At 42.8% G+C, this 25,434-nt stretch carries 20 protein-coding genes; 18 read left to right on the forward strand and 2 right to left on the reverse strand.

All coding sequences use genetic code 11. The features are described from left to right. The first annotated feature begins 186 nt into the window (after positions 1 to 186). From IQ19_RS06720 to spo0A, 7 genes are all read left to right on the forward strand, one after another. Positions 187 to 804, forward strand: a complete 618-nt coding sequence (locus IQ19_RS06720) for a CNNM metal transporter family protein (protein ID WP_144541265.1) — start codon at positions 187 to 189, stop codon at positions 802 to 804. Positions 805 to 816: 12 nt separating this feature from the next. Further along, positions 817 to 2,712, forward strand: a complete 1,896-nt coding sequence (gene dxs / locus IQ19_RS06725) for a 1-deoxy-D-xylulose-5-phosphate synthase (protein ID WP_144541267.1) — start codon at positions 817 to 819, stop codon at positions 2,710 to 2,712. 3 nt (positions 2,713 to 2,715) lie between these two features. Continuing rightward, the gene (locus IQ19_RS06730; protein ID WP_144541269.1) at positions 2,716 to 3,561 is read left to right on the forward strand and encodes a TlyA family RNA methyltransferase; all 846 of its coding nucleotides are present in this window, start codon (positions 2,716 to 2,718) and stop codon (positions 3,559 to 3,561) included. 202 nt (positions 3,562 to 3,763) lie between these two features. Continuing rightward, a complete protein-coding gene (gene ahrC / locus IQ19_RS06735; RefSeq protein ID WP_009332889.1) occupies positions 3,764 to 4,213 on the forward strand; it encodes a transcriptional regulator AhrC/ArgR in 450 nt (149 codons plus the stop codon). Positions 4,214 to 4,381: 168 nt separating this feature from the next. After that, positions 4,382 to 6,064: a DNA repair protein RecN gene (recN, locus tag IQ19_RS06740; RefSeq protein ID WP_144541271.1), complete on the forward strand. Its 1,683-nt coding sequence runs from the start codon at positions 4,382 to 4,384 to the stop codon at positions 6,062 to 6,064. Positions 6,065 to 6,261: 197 nt separating this feature from the next. Further along, positions 6,262 to 7,551 (forward strand): SpoIVB peptidase, encoded by a 1,290-nt coding sequence (gene spoIVB / locus IQ19_RS06745; protein ID WP_144541273.1) that lies wholly within the window; start codon positions 6,262 to 6,264, stop codon positions 7,549 to 7,551. 320 nt (positions 7,552 to 7,871) lie between these two features. Further along, on the forward strand, positions 7,872 to 8,660 hold the full coding sequence (spo0A, locus tag IQ19_RS06750) for a sporulation transcription factor Spo0A (protein ID WP_144541275.1): 789 nt from the start codon (positions 7,872 to 7,874) through the stop codon (positions 8,658 to 8,660). A gap of 130 nt (positions 8,661 to 8,790) precedes the next feature. On the opposite strand, the gene IQ19_RS06755 is transcribed toward spo0A, so the two are convergent. After that, a complete protein-coding gene (locus IQ19_RS06755; RefSeq protein ID WP_144541277.1) occupies positions 8,791 to 8,928 on the reverse strand; it encodes a YycC family protein in 138 nt (45 codons plus the stop codon). A 25-nt stretch (positions 8,929 to 8,953) separates the two neighbouring features. Next, positions 8,954 to 9,190: a DUF2627 domain-containing protein gene (locus tag IQ19_RS06760; protein WP_144541279.1), complete on the reverse strand. Its 237-nt coding sequence runs from the start codon at positions 9,188 to 9,190 to the stop codon at positions 8,954 to 8,956. 157 nt (positions 9,191 to 9,347) lie between these two features. Here IQ19_RS06760 and IQ19_RS06765 point away from each other — a divergent pair, with 157 nt between their 5' ends. The 11 genes from IQ19_RS06765 to meaB all read left to right on the forward strand — a co-directional run bounded on the left by IQ19_RS06765 (position 9,348) and on the right by meaB (position 25,360). Continuing rightward, positions 9,348 to 11,414 carry a sigma-54 interaction domain-containing protein gene (locus IQ19_RS06765; protein WP_144541281.1) on the forward strand — a complete coding sequence of 689 codons (2,067 nt, stop codon included), beginning with the start codon at positions 9,348 to 9,350 and terminating at the stop codon, positions 11,412 to 11,414. 180 nt (positions 11,415 to 11,594) lie between these two features. Beyond that, positions 11,595 to 12,497: a phosphate butyryltransferase gene (yqiS, locus tag IQ19_RS06770; protein ID WP_144541283.1), complete on the forward strand. Its 903-nt coding sequence runs from the start codon at positions 11,595 to 11,597 to the stop codon at positions 12,495 to 12,497. A gap of 75 nt (positions 12,498 to 12,572) precedes the next feature. Further along, on the forward strand, positions 12,573 to 13,667 hold the full coding sequence (gene bcd, locus IQ19_RS06775; RefSeq protein WP_144541285.1) for a branched-chain amino acid dehydrogenase: 1,095 nt from the start codon (positions 12,573 to 12,575) through the stop codon (positions 13,665 to 13,667). Positions 13,668 to 13,864: 197 nt separating this feature from the next. Further along, entirely contained in the window at positions 13,865 to 14,974 is a 1,110-nt protein-coding gene (buk, locus tag IQ19_RS06780) for a butyrate kinase (RefSeq protein ID WP_144541287.1), read from the forward strand. 15 nt (positions 14,975 to 14,989) lie between these two features. Beyond that, a complete protein-coding gene (lpdA, locus tag IQ19_RS06785) occupies positions 14,990 to 16,411 on the forward strand; it encodes a dihydrolipoyl dehydrogenase (protein ID WP_144541289.1) in 1,422 nt (473 codons plus the stop codon). Between the two features lie 81 nt (positions 16,412 to 16,492). Next, a complete protein-coding gene (locus tag IQ19_RS06790) occupies positions 16,493 to 17,488 on the forward strand; it encodes a thiamine pyrophosphate-dependent dehydrogenase E1 component subunit alpha (RefSeq protein WP_144541291.1) in 996 nt (331 codons plus the stop codon). A 12-nt stretch (positions 17,489 to 17,500) separates the two neighbouring features. Next, positions 17,501 to 18,484, forward strand: a complete 984-nt coding sequence (locus IQ19_RS06795; protein WP_144541293.1) for an alpha-ketoacid dehydrogenase subunit beta — start codon at positions 17,501 to 17,503, stop codon at positions 18,482 to 18,484. A gap of 148 nt (positions 18,485 to 18,632) precedes the next feature. Then, on the forward strand, positions 18,633 to 19,964 hold the full coding sequence (locus tag IQ19_RS06800; protein ID WP_144541295.1) for a dihydrolipoamide acetyltransferase family protein: 1,332 nt from the start codon (positions 18,633 to 18,635) through the stop codon (positions 19,962 to 19,964). A gap of 241 nt (positions 19,965 to 20,205) precedes the next feature. Beyond that, positions 20,206 to 22,062: a methylmalonyl-CoA mutase subunit beta gene (locus IQ19_RS06805; RefSeq protein WP_144541297.1), complete on the forward strand. Its 1,857-nt coding sequence runs from the start codon at positions 20,206 to 20,208 to the stop codon at positions 22,060 to 22,062. Beyond that, the gene (gene scpA, locus IQ19_RS06810) at positions 22,052 to 24,244 is read left to right on the forward strand and encodes a methylmalonyl-CoA mutase (protein WP_144541300.1); all 2,193 of its coding nucleotides are present in this window, start codon (positions 22,052 to 22,054) and stop codon (positions 24,242 to 24,244) included. Before IQ19_RS06805 ends, scpA begins: the two co-directional genes overlap by 11 nt. Beyond that, entirely contained in the window at positions 24,245 to 25,360 is a 1,116-nt protein-coding gene (gene meaB, locus IQ19_RS06815; protein WP_144541303.1) for a methylmalonyl Co-A mutase-associated GTPase MeaB, read from the forward strand. Positions 25,361 to 25,434 lie beyond the last annotated feature (74 nt).

Here is a 25,434-nt window from a genome sequence, read left to right on the forward strand (position 1 = left end):
GAGGGGTTTGCCCCTCTTATACATATATAAGCGCTTTAATGGCAGGTTGACGAGCGGTTAAAGCTTAATAAGCACAAATAAAGTGGCGAAGCTCTTGCTGAAGCTGACAAGCGGAATCGATTTCGCGAAAAAACGGCGAGCTCCGCCTCTTTTTCATTCTTTATCCAAAAAGGAAGTTTTACAGAAATGAGAGAGTTGCTGCGAAATTCGATTAAATGGAGCTTCAGTATTGCCGTTATCACTTTTGTGCTAGCGGCTCTTTTTTCAATTATTTCAAACTCCATATTAAACGGTGTATCATGGGGAACTGGACTGATTGTTGTTGGATTTATTGTTTTAATCGGCATTTTTTTTGATATGATAGGAATTGCTGCCACTGCTGCAGATGAGGTGCCTTTTCATTCTATGGCCTCGAATAAAGTTTTTGGAGCCAGGCATTCGATTCGCATCGTTAGAAATGCCGACCGGTTCGCCAGTTTTTGCAATGATGTTATTGGCGATATTTCTGGCATTATCAGCGGGGCGGCGGCTGCAATCGTCATAGTGCAGCTAACGGTCTCATTTAAGATGAATGACAGCAGCCTTTTTGAATATGCTTCTTCAGTAATCATAACAAGCATTATTGCTGCCACGACCGTGGGAGGAAAAGCATTTGGAAAATCGCTTGCAATAAGGTACTCTAAAGATATTATCTTCCAGGTAGGGAAGGTCCTGCATTTTCTTGAGGATAAATTCCATATTGTTATAATAAAAGACAAGAAAAAGACGAAATTAAAACAACGGACGAATAAGAGAAGAAAGTGAGTGGTCCGCAGAATGGATCTGTTATCAATTAAAGACCCTTCCTTTTTAAAGGGGCTCTCTAATAAGGAACTTGAAAATCTAAGCCAGGATATCCGAGAATTCCTGATCGAAAAGCTGTCGGGTACCGGTGGGCATATCGGCCCAAACCTCGGTGTCGTGGAATTAACTGTAGCGCTTCATAAATGTTTTAATAGCCCCAAGGATAAAATTATATGGGACGTCGGACATCAATCCTATGTGCATAAAGTATTGACGGGCCGTGCATGCCAATTTGATACATTAAGGCAGTATAAGGGTCTTTGCGGCTTCCCTAAGATGGTTGAAAGCGAGCATGATGTTTGGGAAACGGGGCATAGCTCCACATCCTTATCTGCCGCAATGGGAATGGCCATCGCAAGAGATTTGAAAAAAGAGAATAATTATGTAATTCCAGTCATAGGGGATGGGGCATTAACCGGCGGAATGGCTTTAGAGGCCTTAAACCATATTGGCCATGAAAAAAAGAATATGATTGTTATTTTAAATGATAATGAAATGTCGATTGCCCCAAATGTTGGAGCATTGCATAATGTCCTGGGAAGACTAAGGACAGCTGGCAAATATAATTGGGTAAAAGATGAACTTGAATATTTTTTAAAGAAAGTGCCTGCAGTGGGCGGAAAATTAGCCTCTACTGCTGAGAGGCTAAAGGATAGCCTGAAATATTTATTTGTTTCAGGAATGTTTTTCGAAGAGTTGGGCTTTACATACCTGGGACCTGTGGACGGACACAGTTATGACGATTTATTTGAGAATTTGGCTTATGCGAAGAAAACTGAGGGACCTGTTCTTCTCCATGTCATAACGAAGAAAGGAAAGGGCTATCAGCCTGCCGAAAGCGATCGGATTGGCACATGGCATGGTACAGGCCCGTATAAGATGGAAACAGGGGATTTTGTTAAACCTGTCAGTGCTCCTCCTCCTGGCTGGAGCAAGCTTGTCAGCGAGACAGTTAGGAAGCTGGCCAGAAATGATGAAAGAATCGTCGCTATAACCCCTGCAATGCCTGTTGGATCAAAGCTGGAGGGCTTTGCAAGTGAGTTCCCTGATCGTATGTATGATGTAGGAATTGCAGAACAGCATGCAGCCACTGTTGCTGCTGGGCTGGCAACGCAAAATATGAAGCCGTTCCTTGCTATCTATTCTACATTCCTGCAGCGTGCCTATGACCAGGTTGTGCATGACATCGCGCGTCAAAATTTAAATGTATTTATTGGAATAGACCGTGCTGGACTGGTGGGGGCAGATGGGGAAACACATCAGGGAGTCTTTGATATAGCCTTCTTAAGGCATTTGCCGAACATGGTTCTAATGATGCCGAAAGATGAAAATGAAGGCCAGCACATGGTCAAAACGGCTATCGAATATAATGATGGTCCAATCGCCATGCGTTTTCCGCGCGGAAATGGCATCGGAGTGCCAATGGATGATAAGCTCAAACCAATTCCTATCGGTACCTGGGAGGTTCTTCGAGAAGGAAATGACGCAGCTATCTTAACTTTCGGGACAACCATTCCCATGGCTTTAAAAGCTGCTTCACTATTGGAAAAACAGGGATATTCCATTAAAGTGGTGAATGCTAGGTTTATTAAGCCGCTTGACGAGAAAATGCTGCAGGATTTGTTCGGGGCAAATATGCCAATCCTGACGATAGAAGAAGCTGTCCTTCAGGGCGGCTTTGGGAGTGCGGTTCTGGAATATGCACATGAACAAGGCTTTCATCATGCTGAGATTGACAGGATGGGCATACCTGATAAATTTATCGAGCACGGCAGCGTAAAAGAACTTTTAGAGGAAATCGGCATGACAGTGGAAAATGTCGTTGAAAGAATCGGCAAACTAGCAAGAAAAAAACAAAAAAGGGCTTAAAGAATGAAAACAAAGAAAGAACGATTAGACGTTTTATTAGTTGAAAGAGGTCTTGCCGAAACTAGGGAAAAAGCTAAAAGAGCTGTGATGGCTGGCCTGGTATTCAGCAATGAAAGCCGCCTTGATAAACCCGGCGAGAAAGTAAGCGTTGATATCCCTTTAACTTTAAAAGGGAAAGTGATGCCTTATGTCAGCCGCGGGGGGCTAAAGCTTGAAAAGGCCCTAAAGGTATTTGATTTAAATGTCAAAGGCAAAATATTGCTTGATATTGGTTCCTCCACAGGTGGCTTTACGGATTGTGCACTGCAAAACGGCGCCAAGATGTCTTACGCGCTGGATGTAGGCTATAATCAACTTGCCTGGAAGCTAAGGCAGGATGAACGGGTAGTGGTCATGGAAAGGACAAACTTCCGCTATGTTACGCCAGCCGATCTTACTTCAGGAATGCCTGATTTTGCTTCCATAGATGTTTCTTTCATATCGTTAAAATTGATTCTGCCTGTCCTAAAAACACTTCTGGTACCCGGAAGTGATGTAGTGGCTCTTGTTAAGCCGCAGTTTGAGGCAGGCCGTGAACAGGTTGGGAAAAAAGGGATTGTCAGAGATCCGAAGGTCCATGAATCAGTACTTGGAAAAATTATTGAATTTTCGCTTGGCCTTGGCTATGATGTGAAAGACGTCTCTTTCTCGCCAATCACAGGCGGAGACGGAAATATAGAGTTTTTACTCCATTTGCATTGGGCGGGCAGCAAAGAAGAAGGAGAATATCTTTTAAAACTCCAGCCTGATGCAGTTGTAAAAGAAGCGCATGCCGGGTTAAAGACAAAGCAGGAGAATGGGGAGGAATAGGCGGTAGCCTGTTCCTCTTTTATTGTTTGACCAGAAGGGATTTTGTCGAGTTTTCACGAATTATAATGCTATACGGGGAAAAATTGTACTTTATAGGGAAAATCGGCTAACATATGATTAGATTATACTTTGTTTATGATTTAATATTTAAAAGCCGTACCTATAAGCGGATACACGCTTTTAAATTATAGAGGTGATAAAAGTGAATAAAGGCCAGCGACACATTAAAATTCGCGAGATTATAACGAACAACGATATTGAAACTCAGGATGACCTTGTTGATGAATTAAAGAATGCCGGGTTTAATGTAACCCAGGCAACCGTCTCGAGGGATATAAAAGAACTTCATCTTGTGAAGGTTCCATTAATGGATGGAAGGTATAAATACAGCCTTCCTGCCGACCAGCGCTTTAATCCATTGCAGAAGCTAAAAAGAAATCTGATGGATGCCTTTGTCAGGGTAGATACAGCAGGCCACCTGCTTGTTATGAAGACTCTTCCTGGTAATGCAATGGCCATCGGGGCTCTAATTGATAATTTGGACTGGGAAGAAATTTTGGGAACCATTTGCGGCGATGACACATGTTTAATCATATGCAAAACACCAGAGGATACAGAAGCGATTTCAAACCGTTTTCTTGAAATGCTCTAGATTATAAATGAGCTAGTACTTCGATACTTGTCTAGCTTCAGCGCCTACCTCCTCGAGGTCACAAGCCAAGCCTCCCAGAAAAGGTAAAGAACACCTTCCCGTGAGGCTCCTCTTGTGCTTGTCGGGGGGTGACCGAGGTGCCTCCGCTTTTCTAATGAGGTGATATGATTGTTAAATGAAATATCAATACGAAATTTTGCTATTATAGAAGCCCTTTCTGTGTCATTTGAAAAGGGCTTAACTGTTTTAACCGGTGAAACCGGGGCAGGGAAGTCCATCATCATAGATGCGATTCATTTGCTTGTTGGCGGCAGGGGATCGGCGGAGTTTGTCCGCCACGGAGAGGATAAGGCCGAAATTGAAGGGCTGTTTCAACTGGACGACCCTAAACATCCCTGTTATAGGAAAACATCGGAATTTGGCATAGAAATTGAAGATGGCATGGTAGTCCTGCGGAGGGATATATCAAAGTCAGGGAAGAGTGTCTGCAGAGTTAACGGGAAACTAGTTACCATCTCAACCTTAAGGGAAATAGGAAGTACCCTCATCGATATTCACGGACAGCATGAGCACCAGGAGCTGATGGACGAAACTATGCATTTATCACTTCTGGATCAATTTGGCGGGAATAAAATATCGAACGCTTTAGCAGAATATCAGAGGGTTTACAAAACGTATGAAAGTACGTTAAAAAAACTGAAAAATTTAAGCGAAAATGAACAGCAAATGGCACACCGGCTGGACTTAATACAATTCCAGATGGATGAAATCCAGTCGGCTCAGTTAAAAATAAATGAAGATGAAGAGCTATTCGAAGAAAGAAGAAAGCTTTCTAACTTTGAGCGTATTTATGATTCCCTGCAATCAGGCTATAATGGCCTTCAGGGCGAACAAAAGGGCCTTGACTGGATAGGGATGGTTATGGGGCATTTGCAGGATGCAGCTGAGCTGGATCCCTCCTATAAAGAAATAGCCGAGAATGTATCAAACAGCTTCTATATGCTGGAGGACGCTGCAAGATTACTTCGGAATGAGATGGACTTTATGGAATATGACCCTCAGCGGCTCAATGAAATAGAAGACAGGCTTAACGAAATTAACGGTTTAAAACGAAAGTATGGGAAGACGGTGGAAGAAGTCCTGGAGTATGCAGCGAAGATTGAAGAGGAGATCGAAACGCTTCAAAATAAAGAGACGCATATTGATAAACTCCAGAAGGAAGTTGCTGCGCTGAAAAAAGACCTTTTGGTTGAAGCGGAAGAGCTGAGCCAGCTGAGGAAAAAGGCGGCACTTCAATTAACAAAGTTAATCCACAAAGAGCTTAAGGAATTATATATGGAAAAGACCGTTTTTGAAGTCAGATTCTCTTCTGAACCTGACAGCTTTTTAAAGAATGGGATTGACAGGGCAGAATTTTATATTTCCACCAACCCAGGAGAGCCTGTCAAACCATTGTCAAAGATTGCTTCTGGTGGGGAACTGTCGAGAATAATGCTGGCTTTAAAAAGCATTTTTTCAAAGCATCAAGGTGTTACCAGTATCATTTTCGATGAGGTAGACACAGGGGTCAGCGGCCGGGTTGCGCAGGCTATTGCTGAAAAAATTCACCATGTTTCCGTAAACTCGCAGGTCTTATGCATTTCGCACTTGCCGCAGGTTGCTGCAATGGCGGATACACATTTATTTATTGCCAAAAACATAAAAGACGGGCGAACAAAAACAACCGTCAAACCTTTAACGGATAATGAAAAAATTAAAGAAATCGGGCGAATGATTTCGGGAGTTGAAATCACCGATTTAACAAAAGAGCATGCCAAGGAATTGCTCCAGCTAGCCAATCAGTTAAAATAATTACCAGATGTCCAAAGCCGTTGCTCTTTTTGTATGAAAAGCAGTATGGGCAGGCGGGATGCTGATACCTTGAAAAGCTATCCAAAGAAGGATAGCTTTTTTTATATCAATGGCTGTTATAAATGCCTTCAATGCAGGCAAAATTAAAGATGTAGCCATTTAATGTGGGTGGACTAGAAGCGAGGAGAGTGAAAAATTTGACATATGAAGTTTTGCGTAAAATAATTGGTGGAATTCTCCTTGTTTCATTAATTGCATTAGGTTTTTCTAAGCCTGTTCAAGATTATTTGCAAATACCTGCAAATATAACTCTTTTTGAAGGACAGCAGCTTGATTTTGTTAAAGCAGAAGCAGTATCAGCTGGATTGTCCATAGATAATTCAAGTATTTCACTGAAAGAAGATAACCATTCAGTTTCTCTTCACGCACGAGAGAATGGGAAAAATGAAATGTTTTTAGAATTGGCTGGTTTTCCGATTAAGAAGGTTGATGTTAACGTATTAAAAGATTTCAAAGTAATCCCTGGCGGTCAGAGCATTGGGGTAAAGCTTAATACTGTGGGCGTGTTAGTAGTTGGTCACCATCAGGTAAATACTGCTGAAGGAAAAGCTTCACCGGGGGAAACAGCAGGCATAAAAATCGGGGATATCATCACTGAAATTAATGGCAAGAAAATCGAGAAAATGTCAGATGTAGCTCCATTTGTACAAGAAGCAGGAAAGAAGGGAAATCCGCTTCAGATTGTTGTCAGCCGTGAAAGCGGCAAAGTAAAGACTGAGCTTACTCCTTTGAAAGAAAAAGGGGAAGAAACCTACAAGCTTGGACTTTATATTCGCGATTCCGCAGCAGGTATTGGCACAATGACTTTTTATCACCCTGAATCAAAGAAATATGGGGCCTTAGGCCATGTTATTTCTGATATGGACACAAAGAAACCAATTGTGGTGGAGGACGGCCAAATTGTAAGATCTACTGTCACTTCCATTGAAAAAGGCAGCAACGGAAATCCGGGAGAAAAATTGGCTCGATTCTCTTCTGATAAAGAAATCATCGGCAATATTGTCAGAAACAGCCCTTTCGGAATATTTGGGGAATTAAACCGGGATATGAAGAATGGGATTTTTGACAAACCAATGCCTATTGCGTTATCACATCAAGTAAAAGAAGGTCCGGCACAAATCCTGACTGTGGTCGATAATGATGAAGTTTCATTATTCGATATTGAAATTGTAAGTACCATTCCGCAAAAATTCCCTGCAACCAAAGGCATGGTCATCAAAGTTACGGACCAAAAGCTATTGGATAAAACAGGCGGAATTGTCCAAGGAATGAGCGGAAGCCCAATTATACAGGATGGCAAAATTATTGGAGCGGTAACACATGTTTTTGTAAACGATCCGACTTCTGGATATGGTGTCCATATTGAATGGATGTTAAATGAAGCCGGGATTGATATATATGAAAAGACAGAGGAAAAGGCGTCGTAAATAAATAAAGTATGGATTAATGAAAAAGGCGGGAAAGTCCCGTCTTTTTTTGTTTTTATGTTAAAATAGGTTACATAAAGATTTTTCGACAAAGGCATTTGGAAATTAAAGTATATGACGAAAGTAGTCGAAAAGTGAAGAAAACAAAAGAAAAATTGAGATTTTGCCGGTTTTTTAAGAAATTTTCAAAAAACTAAAGGATTTTTTGTTGCATTGTCGAATTTGTCATTTAGAATAGAAAATAGATACCGAAAAGAGCGTGTTCAAACTTATTGAACATCTTTTAAAAGAGACCATAAATGGACCGAGGAGGAAAGTAAGTGAAGAAAATAAAAGTTTGTGTTGTGGATGACAACAGGGAGCTAGTCGGACTCTTAGAAGAATATATATCTTCCCAGGAAGATATGGATGTTGCAGGGGTAGCCCATAATGGACAGGAATGTTTAGATGTTTTGGAGCAGACTCATCCTGACGTTCTTGTATTAGATATAATCATGCCTCATTTAGATGGACTTGCTGTCCTTGAAAAAATGAGAGATTTAAATTTGAATACTCTCCCGAATGTCATTATGCTGACTGCTTTTGGCCAGGAAGATGTCACTAAGAAGGCAGTAGACCTGGGAGCTTCTTACTTTATCCTGAAGCCCTTTGATATGGACAATTTGGCAAGCCATATCCGCCAGGTCAGCGGAAAGTCCAGTGCTGTACTTCGGAAGCCATCTTCTGCTTACCGTCCGCAGGCAGAGGCAAAGCCAAAGAACCTGGATGCGAGCATCACAAGCATCATCCATGAAATTGGTGTGCCTGCCCATATTAAGGGCTATTTATATCTTCGTGAAGCGATCTCTATGGTATACAATGATATTGAACTTCTCGGATCCATTACAAAAGTGTTATACCCTGATATTGCAAAGAAGTTTAACACAACTGCGAGCCGTGTGGAACGTGCGATCCGACATGCAATTGAAGTTGCCTGGAGCCGAGGAAATATCGACTCCATTTCTTCACTGTTCGGTTATACAGTCAGCATGACAAAAGCCAAGCCAACGAATTCTGAATTCATCGCAATGGTTGCCGACAAGCTTCGTTTGGAGCATAAGGCTTCTTGAAAGGGTAAGGACTAATTCCACTTCCTTATAAATTTCATCATGTTCTTTAGACGCTCCTTTAAGTGGCGTTTTAAAGTTCAATAAAAAAGGTTCAGTGTGAAAGTAATTCATACTGAACCTTTTTTGTATTTTACTTTTCTTCCTTTTCAAGCTCAATCATTTTTTGAATTAATATGTGCTGAGGCATATGCATGATTTGCTCCAAAGGGAGATTAAGTTTCTCGGATAGCTTCAGAGCTGTTTCCGGCGAGATTTGTAATGGTCTCAATTATATTCCCCTCACTATAATTAACTTATTTTATCTTAAACCGTGCTTGCACCTTATTTCTTTTTCGATCGCGGTAAAGGACAAAGCCTGCGATAAAGCCAAGCCCGATTAGTAAAAACAGCAATCCTGCAATAAATTGAAGCCATAAATAAGGAAATGGGCTCTGTAGGATGCCAAAGACCATATCTCTCATTAATTTTATTCCATAAACAGCTAACACACCTGGAATCAAAAGAATCAATAATGCAATTAGTCTGATCATATAACAGTTCCCTTCATAACGAAGTCATCTACCGAAATAATAAATCATTAATGAAATTTGTCAAGTGCAGCAACTATGCTAAAATAAAAACGTGAAGAATATTGCATGTTCATAATGGGTGAGCATGCAAAGATTTTCAATGAAAGCGGGTTAGATTATGCAAACGGTAATGATTGTTGGAGCAGGAAAAGGTGGAACAGCTATATTGAAAATTATAAAAGAAACAGCTGTTTTGGATGTTAAAGCTATGGTAGATGTTAATTCCGATGCTCCTGGACTAGAGCTTGCGAAAGAAAATGGGATTCCTGTTGGCACCAATTGGCGCGAATTCATGAATCAAAATATAGATATTATTATTGAGGTTACTGGAAATGAACAGGTTTTTGTAGATATAAGAGAAGCAAGAAGCAAGGACACTGTGTTAATACCGGGAAGTGTTGCTTATTTAATCGCAAAGTTGCTTGAAGAAAAGGAAGAGCTGATTTCAAAGTTCAGAAATGAAGCTTATAAACATGATTTGATTTTTAATTCTACTGATGATGGCATGATCGTTATTAATAATCATGCCAAAATTACTGTTTTTAACAGAAGTGCAGAGAAAATGACCGGAATAAAAAGAAAAGACGCCATCGGCCAAAAGGTGAGTGACGTCATTACGGATAGCCTGCTGCCCAGAGTATTGGAAACGAGAAGGGTAGAGGCCAATCAGGAAATGATTTTAGAGAATGGCCTTAAGATTATCACAACGAGAATCCCAATGCTTGGTGAAAATAATGAGTTGATGGGTGCCTTTGCTGTTTTTAAAGATATTACTGAGGTAGTCACGCTGGCTGAGGAAATAACAAATCTCAAGGAAATACAGACAATGCTTCAGGCAATTATCCAGTCCAGTGAAGAAGCTATTTCAGTTGTAGATGAAAATGGGAAAGGGATATTAATTAATCCGGCTTATTCACGGCTGACAGGACTTAAAGAGGAAGAGGTTATCGGCCATCCTGCGACTGCAGATATCTCTGAAGGTGAAAGTGTACATATGAAGGTGCTTCAAACTAGAAGAGCGATGAGGGGAGTGGCCATGAGGGTCGGACCGAAAAGGAAGGATGTTGTGGTTAATGTCGCTCCTGTTATCGTTAATGGAAAATTAAAAGGAAGTGTAGGCGTTATTCATGATGTCTCGGAGATTCAAAGCCTGAACCGAGAATTGCATCGGGCCAGGCAGATTATCCGAACCTTGGAGGCAAAATATTCATTTGAAGATATCATTGGAACATCAGAAGAAATGACCATTGCAATAGAACAGGCGAAGCTCGGCGCCAAAACACCGGCAACGGTTCTGCTCCGAGGCGAATCTGGCACCGGCAAAGAACTGTTTGCCCATGCCATCCATAATGCGAGTGACAGAAAATATAACAAATTTATAAGAGTGAATTGTGCTGCTTTATCTGAATCATTATTGGAAAGCGAACTATTTGGTTATGAGGAAGGTGCGTTCTCCGGAGCCAAGAGAGGCGGAAAAAGAGGGCTTTTTGAAGAGGCCGATAAAGGGAGCATCTTTCTGGATGAAATTGGAGAGTTGACGGCCAATACTCAAGCGAAGCTGCTAAGGGTTCTACAGGAGCATGAAATTACGCGGGTCGGAGGAACTAAGCCAATTCATATTGATGTCAGGATTATTGCTGCAACAAATGTCAATTTAGAAAAAGGAATTGCTAATGGCACTTTTAGGGAAGACTTATACTATAGGCTAAATAGGATGCCGATACATATTCCCTCTTTAAGGCGAAGGAAAAAGGATATCCCGCTGCTTAGCAGCAGGCTGATCCAAAAAATTAATCAGGAATATGGGCGAAATGTTGAGGGAGTAACGGAAAAAGCGATTGAAAAGCTGATGGCCTATGATTGGCCAGGGAACGTAAGAGAACTGGATAACATACTCGGCAGAGCCATCATCTTTATGAGCTACAATGAAACGGAAATAGAGGAATGGCATATCCCGGAACTAATCAGTTCGAACAGCACAGCTGCCAGTCAGGAAATAAGCGAGGCGACACAGGATAAAACACTGTCTCAATTGGTTGAGCAATATGAGGAAAAAATGATCCGCCAGACGCTGCAGAAGCATGAAGGAAATAAAACACTGACAGCAAAAACGCTGGGATTGTCTGTAAGGAATCTGTACTATAAGCTGGAGAGATATAATATTGCAAATAATAGCATGCAATAATTTTCATAGTATGCAATTTATTTCATGCTTTAGCATGATGAATAAAGCGTTTTCATTGGGTTTTTGAGTTGGCACACTTCTTGCAAGTATTATAATCGGATGCAGCATCAAAGATTTGAAAGCAAAGTGAAGAAGCTTGGCTTAGAGCCTTGTGCTTTTTCTGGTAAGGGGGTTGAACAGATGGAATTGGATTCGCTTATAACAAGAGCAACCCAATTTGGTGATAAAACGGTAGCCGTAGCCGCAGCAGAAGACGATGAGGTGCTGGAAGCTGTCGCAGAAGCGATTAAGCGTAACTTAGCAAGCTTTTTATTATTCGGGAATGAAGAAAAAATTCACGAGTTAATAAATCAGAAGCATAGTGGAATTGCCGAAAGCCCGAAGCTTAAAATTATTCATGCAGGATCTGCAGCTTCAGCGGCAGAACAGGCAGTGAGGGCTGTGAAGGAGCTTAAAGCCAACGTTTTGATGAAAGGGAATATCCCTACTGCAGGAATCTTAAAGGCTGTTTTGAATAAAGATTTCGGTTTAAGGACAGGAAATGTATTATCACATGTAGCTGTTTTTGAGGTTCCTGGCTTTGACCGATTTACGATTGTAACTGATGCAGCTATGAATATTGCACCTGATCTTAATCAGAAAGCCCAAATTGTGAAAAACGCAGTTGACATAGCAAGGTGCATTGGGATTAAGAAGCCGCTGGTTGCACCTATTGCTGCAGTGGAGGTTGTTAATCCGGCTATGCAGGCCACGCTGGATGCGGCTGCTTTAACCCTTATGAACAAGCGGGGACAAATCAAAGATTGTGTTGTGGATGGCCCTTTGGCTTTGGATAATGCAATTTCTTTTGAGGCTGCTGAACATAAGGGAATAAAGAGTGAGGTTGCCGGACAGGCAGACGTTTTATTAGTGCCAACAATAGAAGTTGGGAATGCTTTATATAAATCTCTCGTCTACTTTGCAAAAGCAAAGGTGGGCGCGGTTATTGCCGGCGCTAAAGCGCCTATCGTTCTAACATCCAGGGCTGATTCGGCTGAAAGCAAAGTGTATTCATTAGCGCTGGCTATCTGCTCTGCAAAATAGAATATAACTGCAAAAACACGATATATCAGGTGGAAATAACATACTTCTTTAAAAGAATCCGGGAGGAATTTTAAGATGGAAATCTTCAAGTACTTAGAAACTTATGATTATGAGCAAGTTGTTTTTTGCCAGGATAAGCAATCAGGATTAAAGGCGATTATTGCTATCCACGACACCACTTTGGGACCTGCCCTTGGCGGAACACGCATGTGGACTTATGAATCTGAAGAAGCGGCTATTGAGGATGCGCTTCGTCTTGCTCGCGGCATGACTTATAAAAATGCGGCAGCCGGCTTAAATCTTGGCGGCGGAAAAACAGTTATAATCGGCGATCCGCGGAGAGACAAAAATGAAGAGATGTTCCGTGCTTTCGGCCGCTATATTCAAGGGTTGAATGGCCGTTACATCACTGCGGAAGATGTAGGAACTACTGTAGCTGATATGGACCTGATCCACGAGGAAACAGATTATGTAACAGGTATATCTCCAGCTTTCGGCTCTTCAGGAAACCCTTCGCCTGTAACTGCCTATGGCGTTTACAGAGGAATGAAAGCGGCAGCTAAAGCAGCCTTTGGAACAGACTCTTTGGAAGGCAAGACAATTGCTGTTCAGGGTGTAGGAAATGTTGCGTACAATCTTTGCCGCCACCTGCATGAAGAAGGAGCTCAGCTCATTGTAACAGATATTAATAAAGAAGCAGTTCAGCGTGCAGTTGAAGAATTTGGTGCAAAAGCTGTTGAACCTAATGAGATTTACGGAGTTGAATGTGATATCTACGCTCCATGTGCTTTGGGTGCAACAATTAATGATGATACAATTCCTCAGCTAAAAGCAAAAGTTATCGCAGGAGCTGCCAACAATCAGCTAAAAGAAACACGCCATGGCGATCAAATACATGAAATGGGGATCGTCTACGCTCCTGACTATGTCATAAATGCAGGCGGGGTTATTAACGTTGCAGATGAGCTATATGGCTACAACCGTGAGCGTGCCATGAAAAAAGTTGAAACTGTTTACAATAATATAGAAAAAGTTATTGAAATTGCTAAAAGAGATGGCATTCCAACATACAAAGCGGCTGATCGTATGGCTGAGGAAAGAATTGAAAGAATGCGCAATTCCCGTGGCCAATTCTTGCAAAACGGCCACCATATCCTTAGCCGCAGATAAAATTTCGTGGCAATGGCTGCTTATTTATGAGAATCAATTCATGGCCATTCATGCCCGGAAAGCAAAACGCTGAATGAAAATTCAGCGTCTTTGCCTTTAAATATTGAATAGAAAAAATACGCAGCGGCAGCTTGAGTTCCTTTGTAAAAGGTTGCTTTTTACAAGGAAGATTTCCGCTTTCTAATGGAGGTTTAAACGTGCTAGAACAAGAACATCGAATTCTCGTCATCAATCCGGGATCCACTTCAACAAAGATTGGAGTTTTCGATAATGAGATTTCTGTCCTGGAAAAAACATTGCGCCATGATTCAGATGTCATAAACTCGTTTGAAAATATTATCGATCAATATGAATTCCGTAAACAAACCATTCTGGAAACGTTGGATCTTGAAGGGATAAATATTTCAAAGTTAAGTGCTGTATGCGGCCGGGGCGGTTTGCTGCGCCCTATCGAAGGAGGCACTTATTCTGTTAATGAGGCGATGCTTACGGATTTGCGGGCTGGTTTTGCAGGGCAGCATGCTTCAAACCTGGGCGGAATCCTGGCATACGAAATTGCTTCGGGATTAAATATTCCTTCTTATATTGTTGACCCGGTTGTTGTTGATGAGTTAGATTCAATTGCCCGAATTTCCGGTTTTTCAATGATAGAAAGAAAAAGCATATTTCATGCTTTGAATCAGAAAGCTGTAGCAAGAAGAGTCGCAAAAGATCTTGGGAGAAAATATGAGGAACTAAATTTAATTGTTACACATATGGGCGGCGGAATTACAGTAGGTGCCCATAAACAGGGAAAAGTAGTAGATGTCAATAACGGATTACATGGAGATGGACCTTTCAGCCCTGAACGGGCAGGAACAGTGCCAGCCGGTGATTTGGTGGCACTTTGCTACTCCGGCAGTTTTTATCGTGAAGAAATAATGAAGAAACTTGTCGGACAAGGCGGCCTTGTCGGTTACCTCGGAACGAACGACGCTGTAAAAGTTGAAAAGATGATCCAAAACTGCGATGAAAAAGCAAAGCTAGTCTATTCAGCTATGGCTTATCAGGTTTCTAAAGAGATTGGCTCTGCCAGTGCTGTACTGGGAGGCAAGGTGGACGCCATTATTCTCACTGGCGGCCTTGCTTATGGAAAAGGTTTTGTGAAGCAAATCAGCGAACGCATAAATTGGATCGCGGACGTAATCATCCAGCCGGGCGAAAATGAGCTTCAGGCCCTGGCGGAGGGAGCATTGCGTGTTCTTCGGGGTGAGGAAACAGAAAAAGAATATCCAGGAAAAGCTGCTGACAAAGCAGCAATCAAATAAAAAGGGGGAAGCAACTTGGCACAGGAATATGATTTAGTCATTCTTGGCGGAGGCACTGGCGGTTATGTAGCTGCCATTCGCGCTTCACAACTTGGATTAAAAACGGCAATAGTTGAAAAAGCGAAACTTGGCGGCACTTGCCTTCATAAAGGATGCATACCAAGCAAGGCATTATTGAGAAGTGCTGAAGTATTTGCAACGGCAAAGCATAGTGAGGATTTTGGTGTTGTCACAAGTGATGTATCCATCAACTTTGGAAAAGTCCAGGAGAGAAAAAATAAAATCGTTGAACAGCTGCATAAGGGTGTTCAGCACTTGATGAAGCAAGGGAAGATAGATGTTTTTGGAGGAATAGGACGCATCTTAGGACCTTCCATTTTTTCTCCAATGCCTGGCACAATCTCTGTTGAGATGAATAATGGTGATGAAAACGAAATGCTGATCCCTAAAAATGTCATTGTGGCTACAGGATCGCGGCCACGTACACTTCCTGGGCTGGATATTGATGGCCAACTTGTCATGACCTCTGATGAGGCGCTGGCAATGGAGGAGATACCAAATTCTATTATAATTGTGGGCGGCGGTGTAATTGGAATTGAATGGGCATCCATGTTATCTGATTTTGGTGCAGAAGTAACGGTTATTGAATATGCTGACCGGATTATTCCTACAGAAGATAGTGAGATTTCAAAAGAAATGCAGCGCCTTATGAAAAAGAAAGGCGTAAAAATTGTAACGGGAGCAAAGGTACTTTCTGAAACTTTGCAAAAAGGTGAAGGGGTAACGATTTCTGCAGAAGTGAAAGGTTCACCAAAGGAGTTCTCTGCTGAAAAGCTGCTTGTTTCCGTTGGCCGCCAGGCAAATGTCGAGGGAATTGGCATTGAAAATACAGATATCCAAATTGAAAAAGGATTTATTACTACAAATGAATTTTTCCAAACAAAGGAATCACATATATATGCAATTGGTGATGTCATTGGCGGTCTTCAGCTTGCCCATGTTGCATCCCATGAAGGCATTGTTGCCGTTGAACACATTGCCGGGCAAAATCCTTCTCCAATCGATTACAGCCTGGTGTCAAAATGTATTTATAGTGCACCTGAAGCAGCAAGTGTAGGATTGACAGAGGATGAGGCAAAGGAAAAAGGCTTTAACGTGAAGACAGGCAAGTTTTCATTCCGGGCAATCGGAAAGGCGCTTGTGTTTGGAGAATCAGATGGATTTGTCAAAATAGTGGCTGATAAAGATACCGACGATATCCTTGGTGTACATATGATTGGCCCGCATGTGACAGATATGATTTCAGAAGCAGGCCTTGCGCGTGTTCTTGATGCTACACCATGGGAAGTGGCACATACCATTCACCCGCATCCAACATTATCGGAAGCAATTGGAGAAGCAGCTCTTGCTGTTGATGGAAAAGCGATTCACGGGTAAAAGATATTTGATGCAACTAAAAATGCCGGCCTCCTGAATAGGATACCGGCAAGTACATAAAAGTTTAGGAGGTTGTATAAAATGGCTGAAAACCGTCATAAAGAATTAGGTTTAAGTGACGAGAGAGTTCTTGAAATGTATGAGACGATGCTATTGGCACGCCGTATTGATGAGCGTATGTGGCTTTTAAACCGCGCGGGGAAAATCCCGTTCGTTATTTCATGCCAGGGGCAAGAAGCTGCCCAGGTAGGTGCTGCCTTTGCGCTTGACCGGGAGAAAGATTATGTCCTTCCGTATTACCGTGATATGGGTGTAGTTCTTACATTCGGTATGACTGCAAAAGAATTAATGCTGTCCGGATTTGCGAAAGCGGAAGATCCAAACTCAGGCGGACGCCAAATGCCTGGCCACTTTGGCCAAAAGAAAAATCGGATTGTTACAGGTTCTTCACCAGTTACTACCCAGGTTCCGCATGCTGTTGGAGTAGCTCTTGGAGGGAAACTGGAAGGCAAAGACCTCGTAACCTTTGTAACGTTCGGCGAAGGTTCTTCAAACCAGGGAGATTTCCATGAGGGTGCCAACTTTGCCGGAGTTCATAAACTTCCTGTTATCTTTATGTGTGAAAACAATAAGTATGCCATCTCAGTTCCGGTGGAAAAGCAGCTTGCCTGCGAAAACGTCTCTGACCGAGCAATTGGCTATGGCATGCCTGGTGTCACAGTTGATGGCAATGACCCGCTTGAAGTATATAAAGCAGTAAAAGAAGCAGCAGACAGAGGCCGCCGCGGAGCAGGGCCGACTTTGGTCGAAACCATTTCTTACCGTTTGACTCCGCACTCTTCCGATGATGATGACCGCAGCTACCGTGCTCCTGATGAAGTAGCAGAAGCGAAAACAAAAGATCCAATCATTACTTTCGGTGCTTATTTAAAAGAAAATGGAGTAATGGACGATACATCAGAAAAAGAGATTAATGACCGTGTTATGAAATTGGTAAACGAAGCAACTGATTATGCTGAAGACGCTCCATATGCCGAGCCGGAAAACGCTTTAAAACATGTTTATGCTGAACAGTAAGGGGGAGAGAGTATGGCTGTAATTTCTTATATTGATGCGGTAACAATGGCTATCCGCGAGGAAATGGAAAGAGATCCGAAGGTTTTTGTTTTAGGTGAAGACGTAGGTAAAAAAGGCGGAGTTTTTAAAGCGACCCAAGGTTTATATGACAAATTTGGAGAGGAGCGTGTCATTGATACGCCGCTTGCTGAATCTGCCATTGCAGGGGTAGGAATCGGTGCTGCTATGTACGGAATGCGCCCGATTGCTGAAATGCAGTTTGCCGACTTTATTATGCCGGCTGTGAACCAGATTATTTCAGAAGCAGCAAAAATTCGCTACCGCTCCAACAATGATTGGAACTGTCCAATTGTCATACGTGCACCATATGGCGGAGGTGTTCATGGAGCCCTTTATCACTCCCAGTCAGTTGAGGCAGTGTTTGCGAATCAGCCTGGTTTAAAAATTGTTATGCCTTCTACTCCTTATGATGTAAAAGGATTATTAAAAGCTGCGATCCGTGATGAAGATCCGGTACTGTTTTTTGAACATAAACGTGCATATCGCCTTATTAAGGGAGAGGTTCCTGAAGATGATTATGTGCTTCCAATTGGAAAAGCAGATGTTAAGCGTGAGGGTGAAGATATCACAGTCATCACTTATGGCCTATGCGTGCATTTTGCCCTTCAGGCTGCTGAGAGGCTTGCGAAAGACGGCATCTCTGCGCACATTCTTGACTTAAGAACTGTATATCCGCTTGATAAGGAAGCGATTATTGAAGCCGCATCAAAAACAGGAAAAGTATTGCTTCTGACTGAAGACAATAAAGAAGGAAGCATTATGAGCGAGGTTTCTGCCATTATTGCAGAAAATTGCCTGTTTGAACTTGATGCACCAATTAAACGCCTGGCAGGCCCGGATGTTCCAGCAATGCCATACGCGCCTACAATGGAGAAATACTTCATGGTGAATCCGGATAAAGTTGAAAAGGCAATGCGTGAATTGGCGGAATTTTAATAGAACTGGCTATTCAACTAATTTAAAATGGAAAGGCAGATTTGGCTGCAGCTGTTTCTGATATGAGCCTTTTTAAGAATCATACAGAAAAAAACTGCACAGTCTGTATATCCCGCATTGTGCGGGTAGCTAGAAGGAGGTATACCCATTGGCTATCGAGCAAATTAAAATGCCCCAACTAGGGGAGAGTGTAACAGAAGGTACGATCAGCAAATGGCTGGTTTCCGTTGGAGATAAAGTAAATAAATATGATCCGCTTGCAGAAGTCATGACGGATAAAGTAAATGCCGAAGTGCCATCTTCTTTTACAGGAGTGATCAAGGAATTGATCGCCGAAGAAGGTGAAACCTATGAAGTTGGCCAGGTAATCCTGACGATTGAAACAGAAGGCGGCGGTGAAGCAGCTCCAGCAGCGGCATCCGAGCCTAAAACGGAAGAAAAGGCAGCACCTGTACAATCAGCCGGAAATACAGCGGCTTCTGCTCCAGCCACCTCGGCTAAGGCAGAAAGTCCAAAGGGAGTCCGCTATTCTCCTGCGGTTTTGAAACTGTCCCAGGAACATGGAATTGATTTAAATCAGGTCACAGGTACTGGCGGCGGCGGGCGTATTACCCGAAAAGACCTTATGAAAATCATTGAGTCAGGGAATATTCCAACAGGTGATACTGCACCAGCAGCACCGTCCCAGACAGAAGTGCCAGCTGCAGCAGCAGCCCCTTCTGCACCGGCTGCCCCAGCCAAACAGGCAGCGCCTGCTCCAAATGTGCCGGTAATGCCGGGAGATATTGAGATTCCTGTTACAGGAGTCCGTAAAGCAATTGCAGCCAACATGCTTCGAAGCAAGCATGAGGCGCCCCATGCATGGACCATGATGGAAGTGGATGTTACAAACCTGGTTGAATACCGCAACAGCATCAAAGGTGAATTTAAGCAAAAAGAAGGCTTTAACCTTACATTTTTTGCTTTCTTCGTAAAAGCTGTCGCACAGGCTCTAAAGGAATTCCCGCAAATTAATTCAATGTGGGCTGGAGATAAAATTATCCAGAAGAAAGATATAAATATCTCCATTGCTGTTGCTACTGATGATGCCTTATTTGTTCCTGTCATCAAAGCTGCAGACGAAAAAACAATTAAAGGGATTGCCCGTGAAATCAATGAGCTTGCAGTAAAGGTCCGCACAGGAAAACTGACTTCCGCTGAAATGCAGGGCGGCACTTTTACAGTTAATAACACGGGATCATTCGGTTCTGTCCAATCAATGGGCATTATCAATTACCCGCAGGCGGCGATTTTGCAGGTTGAATCCATCGTCAAGCGTCCAGTGGTTATGAACAATGGCATGATTGCTGTCCGTGATATGGTGAACCTTTGTATGTCGCTGGACCACCGTGTATTGGACGGACTTGTTTGCGGCCGCTTCCTGCAGCGTGTTAAAGAAATTCTTGAGAACACGGCCAAGGAAAATACATCTGTATATTAATGTGAAATTGAACCGCTGCCCCAGGGCAGTGGTTTATTTATTAGCGGGAGACAGAAAGTCCTAAAAGATTCGATGTTCATTGCTTGTTTCCAATATGTATACTAAAATGGTTATATAAAGAATTTTGAATTTTAATATAATTGAATACTGCGTCTCATGCTCTTTTTTAAGCCGCAGTGCCGTGACAGCCTGTTTCATTAGTGAGGGGAGGGGAACGCTGTCAGTTATATGGCAGCCTATTATGTCATTTAAAAAAATGATGGAAGCAAGATTTCCGGAACAGACAATGGAAGACTGGAAACAAAATGCGGAAAAAACACTCAAAGGAAAGTCCGTTGAATTATTGTCTAAAACTACATATGAAAACATAAAATTGAAACCGCTTTATTCAAAAGAGGATGTGGAGGCACATACATTATCACAGTATCCTGGTGAAGCTGATTTCAGAAGAGGATCAAATGCCGGAGGATACTTGTCAGAAGAATGGAAGGTCGCACAAAAAATTAGTGCCTTAACCACTGATGAGTTATCAGAAAAGCTTCTTGCAGCCACAGAAAAAGGGCAGACTGCTCTTGCTTTCCACCCGGATCAATTGGAAGACCTTAACGAGATAAGCCAGAAAGTTGGAGGTCTTTATAAAAATCATCCTTTCTGCGTTGAGGCTTACCAGAATCAGAAGCTATTGATTGAGGAACTTGCAAAATTGGAAGACAGTGAAATAATTTCGGGATATATTGCCTGCGATCCACTGGCTGCTGCCGCTGCAGCAAAATTGAACGATCGCTCAATCGATGAAGCATATGATCAATGGATTGATACAATCAGCCTGGCAGCAGAAAAAATGCCAAAGCTTAAAACGATCTTGGCCGATTCTGCGGTCTATCATAATGGCGGAGCAAATGCAGTCCAGGAGCTTGCATTTGCAGTTGCTTCCGGAGTGAATCACCTTCAGTATTTTCTTGATAAAGGGCAAAACCTCGAGGACATTTTGTCTAAAATGGTATTTAAGTTTTCCATTGGCTCGAACTTTTTTATGGAAATAGCCAAGCTGCGCGCCGCAAGGGTTTTATGGAGTAAAGTGGCAGACGCATATGGTGCTTCAAAGGATAGCAAAAAAATGGTTATTTCGGCTGAAACTTCATTTTTTTCAAAGTCAGCCTATGATCCTTATGTAAATATGCTGAGAGCAGGAAATGAATCGTTTGCAGCTGTTTTAGGCGGAGTCCAATACCTTCATGTGAGTCCGTATAATGAACCGGAAGCAAGTGATTCTCTCCTGGGTGACCGGACTGCCCGTAATACGCAGCTGATATTAAAGGAGGAAGTCAATTTGCTTAAGGTTTCGGACCCGGCAGGCGGTTCCTGGTACGTTGAGCACCTGACGAATGAACTCACTGAAAAAGCCTGGGCTCTTTTCCTTGAGATTGAAGAGCGTGATGGAATGGCTGAAGCCTTGAAATCCGGGTGGGTACAGGAACAGATTTCGCAAGTCCTTGAGAAGCGGAAACAAGATATCGAAACGCGAAAACAAAGTATAATCGGAACAAATATTTATGCCAATTTGGATGACAAGCCGCTTCAAATTAAAACTGTCCCAAAGAATAGCGGCGTTATCCAGCCTATTCCTCAAATTCGCCTTTCCGAATCGTATGAAAGCTTGCGCAGGGCCTCTGAAAATTTAAGCAGAAAAGGCATTAATCCGGAAGCAGGGCTTATTTGCCTTGGACCGCTGAAGGACCATAAAGCACGGGCGGATTTTATTACAGGCTTTTTGGCACCAGGGGCAATAAGAGCTGTCAAAAGTGAATCGGTGGAAGAACCGGAAACAGCTGCAGCCTTTATAAAAGAATCAAACTGCAGGCACTATTTTATTTGCGGATCAAATGAGCAATATGACGGCATGGCTCTTCCTATTATCAAATATGTTAAAGAAGCTTTTCCGGATACTGAACTTTTCTTAGCAGGTCTCCCGGAAGAAAGCAAACAGTCGGAGTATACTGCAGCGGGCGTTAAAGGATTTGTCCATATTAAAAGCAATTGCTATGAAACTCTCTTGAGTCTTCTGAACGAATTGGAGGTGGCAAGCAATGGCCAATAAACCGGACTTTAAAAGCATAAACATTTCTGGTAAGAAACAAGCAACTAAAGAGGACTGGAAAAGTAAAGCGGAGGAAGAAATCAATCAAACTATTGACAATCTTCTTTTTGAAACAAATGAACAAATTAAGATTAAGCCATTATATACAGAAGAAGATCTTAAAGGTTTACAGCATCTTAATGATAAGCCTGGGCTGCCCCCCTATACGAGAGGGCCATACGCAACCATGTATGTGAACAGACCTTGGACAGTCCGCCAGTATGCCGGATTTTCTACAGCTGAGGAAAGCAATGCTTTTTATCGCCGCAATCTTGCGATGGGGCAAAAGGGCTTATCTGTTGCTTTCGACTTAGCTACACATAGAGGCTATGATTCCGATCATCCCAGAGTAGTAGGGGATGTTGGAAAAGCAGGGGTAGCGATTGATTCCATACTTGATATGAAAACACTTTTTGATGGAATTCCCTTGGACAGGATGTCTGTATCCATGACGATGAACGGAGCTGTTTTGCCGGTAATGGCCTTCTATATCGTCACAGCGGAAGAACAGGGAGTCAGCCAGGAAAAGCTTTCAGGGACGATTCAAAATGATATTTTAAAAGAGTATATGGTACGGAACACCTATATTTACCCGCCGGAAATGTCCATGAAAATCATAGCCGATATATTCGAATATACATCCAAATACATGCCTAAGTTCAATAGCATCAGTATTTCGGGCTATCACATGCAGGAAGCGGGAGCTCCTGCTGACATCGAACTGGCCTACACGCTGGCAGATGGATTGGAATACGTAAGAACTGGACTTAAAGCCGGCATTGATATCGATTCATTCGCACCAAGGCTTTCGTTTTTCTGGGCAATCGGCATGAATTACTTTATGGAAGTGGCGAAAATGAGGGCAGCCCGCTATATATGGGCAAAAATGATGAAAACCTTTGAGCCGGAAAATTCAAAATCCATGGCTCTCAGGACGCATTCCCAAACTTCGGGCTGGAGTTTAACGGAGCAGGACCCATACAATAATGTAACCAGGACTCTTATAGAAGCACATGCTGCGGCCATGGGCCACACGCAATCCCTTCATACGAATGCACTGGATGAAGCCATCGCATTGCCGACTGATTTCTCAGCCCGCATTGCAAGGAATACTCAGCTATATCTTCAGGAAGAAACAGGAATTACGAATGTAATTGATCCATGGGGCGGCTCTTATTATGTAGAAGCTTTGACAGACCAATTAATTAAGCGTGCATGGGAGCATATTGAAGAAATCGAAAATCTGGGCGGTATGGCAAAGGCGATTGAAACTGGACTGCCCAAAATGAGAATTGAAGAAGCGGCAGCCAGGAGGCAGGCGCAGATCGATTCAGGCAAAGAAACCATCATTGGTGTTAATCAATACCGTTTGGAAAAAGAAGATCCGATTGAAATTCTGGATATTGATAATACAGCTGTCCGCTTAAAGCAAATTGAAAAGCTGGAGCGTCTCAAAGCCTCCCGTGACAATGAAAAAGTATCAGAAGCTTTGAACGCCATTACCAGAGCAGCAGAGACTGGTGAAGGGAACCTGCTTGAGCTGGCAGTAAAGGCAGCAAGAGTCAGGGCAACGCTTGGTGAAGTCTCTGAAGCGATTGAAAAGGTGGCAAACCGCCATAAAGCGATTATCCGTTCGATCAGCGGTGTATACAGCTCTGCTTTTTCAAATGAAGAAGAAATTGCAGAAGTGAAACAAATGACCGACGAATTCCTTGAGAATGAAGGAAGAAGACCTAGAATTTTGATTGCCAAGATGGGACAGGACGGACATGATAGAGGTGCAAAGGTTATTTCAACCGCATTTGCTGACCTTGGATTTGATGTGGATATCGGCCCTCTTTTCCAGACACCTGAAGAAACAGCGATGCAGGCCGTTGAAAATGATGTCCATGTGATAGGAATCAGTTCACTTGCAGCCGGCCATAAAACACTTCTTCCGCAGCTTATTGAGGAACTCAAAAAGCTGGGCAGGGATGATATTATGGTCGTGATTGGCGGGGTCATTCCGGCGCAGGACTACGATTATCTATATGAGCACGGGGCTTCTGCCATTTTTGGCCCGGGTACAGTGATTCCTGTGGCTGCCCAAAAAGTCATCAGAGAAATTTACAGCCGCCTCGGGTATGAGGAAGTGACCCAGTAAATGCCTGATAAGAAGCCTGAGTGGTTTGATGAAAAAAAAGCAGACAATTTTACAAGTATCGTCCGCAAAGGAGTGGAGACTGGAGAATCATCTCAGCAATTTGTGAAAAAAGGACGTTTTCAGAAAAAGTCTCCCTCTTTGCCTGATCTTAACGTTTTGGAAGAAGGCATCCTGAAGGGTGAGCGCAGCTTGCTTGCCCGTGCCATCACCCTGATCGAAAGCAACGCGGAGCATCACTTTCGCCATGCCCAGGAACTGCTTCAGAAACTTCTGCCCCATTCAGGAAACTCTCTGCGGATTGGCATTACAGGTGTGCCTGGTGCGGGAAAGAGCACGTTCATTGAATCTTTCGGCACGTTCTTATGTGATTCAGGGTTGAAGGTTGCCGTTCTCGCTGTCGATCCCAGTTCCAGCTTGAGCGGCGGGAGCATTCTTGGCGATAAAACGAGGATGGAGCAGCTTTCAAGAAACCCGAATGCTTTTATAAGGCCTTCTCCGTCTTCAGGAAAGCTTGGCGGAGTTCACAGGAAAACAAGGGAAACAATGCTGCTATGCGAAGCAGCAGGCTTTGATGTTATCCTGGTTGAAACGGTTGGTGTCGGGCAGAGCGAAGTTATTGTAAGGGATATGGTGGACTTTTTTATGCTCTTGACCTTGACAGGGGCTGGAGATGAATTGCAGGGCATGAAAAAAGGCATTATGGAATTGGCAGATGCAGTTATTGTAAATAAAGCGGATGGCCTCAATAAGAAGCTGGCCGAAAAAACGAAAGCGGAATATGACCGCATCCTCCACTTTCTTCAGCCAGCCACCAAAGGCTGGCAAACAAAAGCCTATACCTGTTCATCTACCTTAAACGAGGGAATCCGGGAGATATGGGAAATGATCAGCAGGTTTGAAGAGAATACAAAAAAATCAGGCGTATTTGAAGAAAGAAGAAGGCTGCAGACCAAAGAATGGATTCACTCAATGATCATGGATCAGCTTCAGTTCAGCTTTTTTTATGATCCTGATGTCAAACCTCTCCTGCCTAGAATAGAAAATGAAGTAATTGCCGGAAACCGGACCGTTACCTCGGCAGTTGAAGAATTATTTAATGTGTATTCTAAAAAATAATTGAAGAAAGCTGCCCTGGCAAAAGGGCAGCTTTTTACATAAAAAAGGATGAAAAAAATGGCCAGTGCCTTAAT

Source organism: Cytobacillus oceanisediminis (assembly GCF_007830235.1).
In the GTDB taxonomy this organism is placed as follows: domain Bacteria; phylum Bacillota; class Bacilli; order Bacillales; family Cytobacillaceae; genus Cytobacillus; species Cytobacillus oceanisediminis.

Coding starts and splice junctions, on each gene's coding strand:
- IQ19_RS06720 (WP_144541265.1), top strand. CDS start 187: ATGAGAGAGTTGCTGCGAAATTCGATTAAATGGAGCTTCAGTATTGCC.
- dxs (WP_144541267.1), top strand. CDS start 817: ATGGATCTGTTATCAATTAAAGACCCTTCCTTTTTAAAGGGGCTCTCT.
- IQ19_RS06730 (WP_144541269.1), top strand. CDS start 2,716: ATGAAAACAAAGAAAGAACGATTAGACGTTTTATTAGTTGAAAGAGGT.
- IQ19_RS06760 (WP_144541279.1), bottom strand. CDS start 9,190: ATGATCAGACTAATTGCATTATTGATTCTTTTGATTCCAGGTGTGTTA.
- IQ19_RS06765 (WP_144541281.1), top strand. CDS start 9,348: ATGCAAACGGTAATGATTGTTGGAGCAGGAAAAGGTGGAACAGCTATA.
- yqiS (WP_144541283.1), top strand. CDS start 11,595: ATGGAATTGGATTCGCTTATAACAAGAGCAACCCAATTTGGTGATAAA.
- bcd (WP_144541285.1), top strand. CDS start 12,573: ATGGAAATCTTCAAGTACTTAGAAACTTATGATTATGAGCAAGTTGTT.
- IQ19_RS06790 (WP_144541291.1), top strand. CDS start 16,493: ATGGCTGAAAACCGTCATAAAGAATTAGGTTTAAGTGACGAGAGAGTT.
- IQ19_RS06795 (WP_144541293.1), top strand. CDS start 17,501: ATGGCTGTAATTTCTTATATTGATGCGGTAACAATGGCTATCCGCGAG.
- IQ19_RS06805 (WP_144541297.1), top strand. CDS start 20,206: ATGTCATTTAAAAAAATGATGGAAGCAAGATTTCCGGAACAGACAATG.
- scpA (WP_144541300.1), top strand. CDS start 22,052: ATGGCCAATAAACCGGACTTTAAAAGCATAAACATTTCTGGTAAGAAA.
- meaB (WP_144541303.1), top strand. CDS start 24,245: ATGCCTGATAAGAAGCCTGAGTGGTTTGATGAAAAAAAAGCAGACAAT.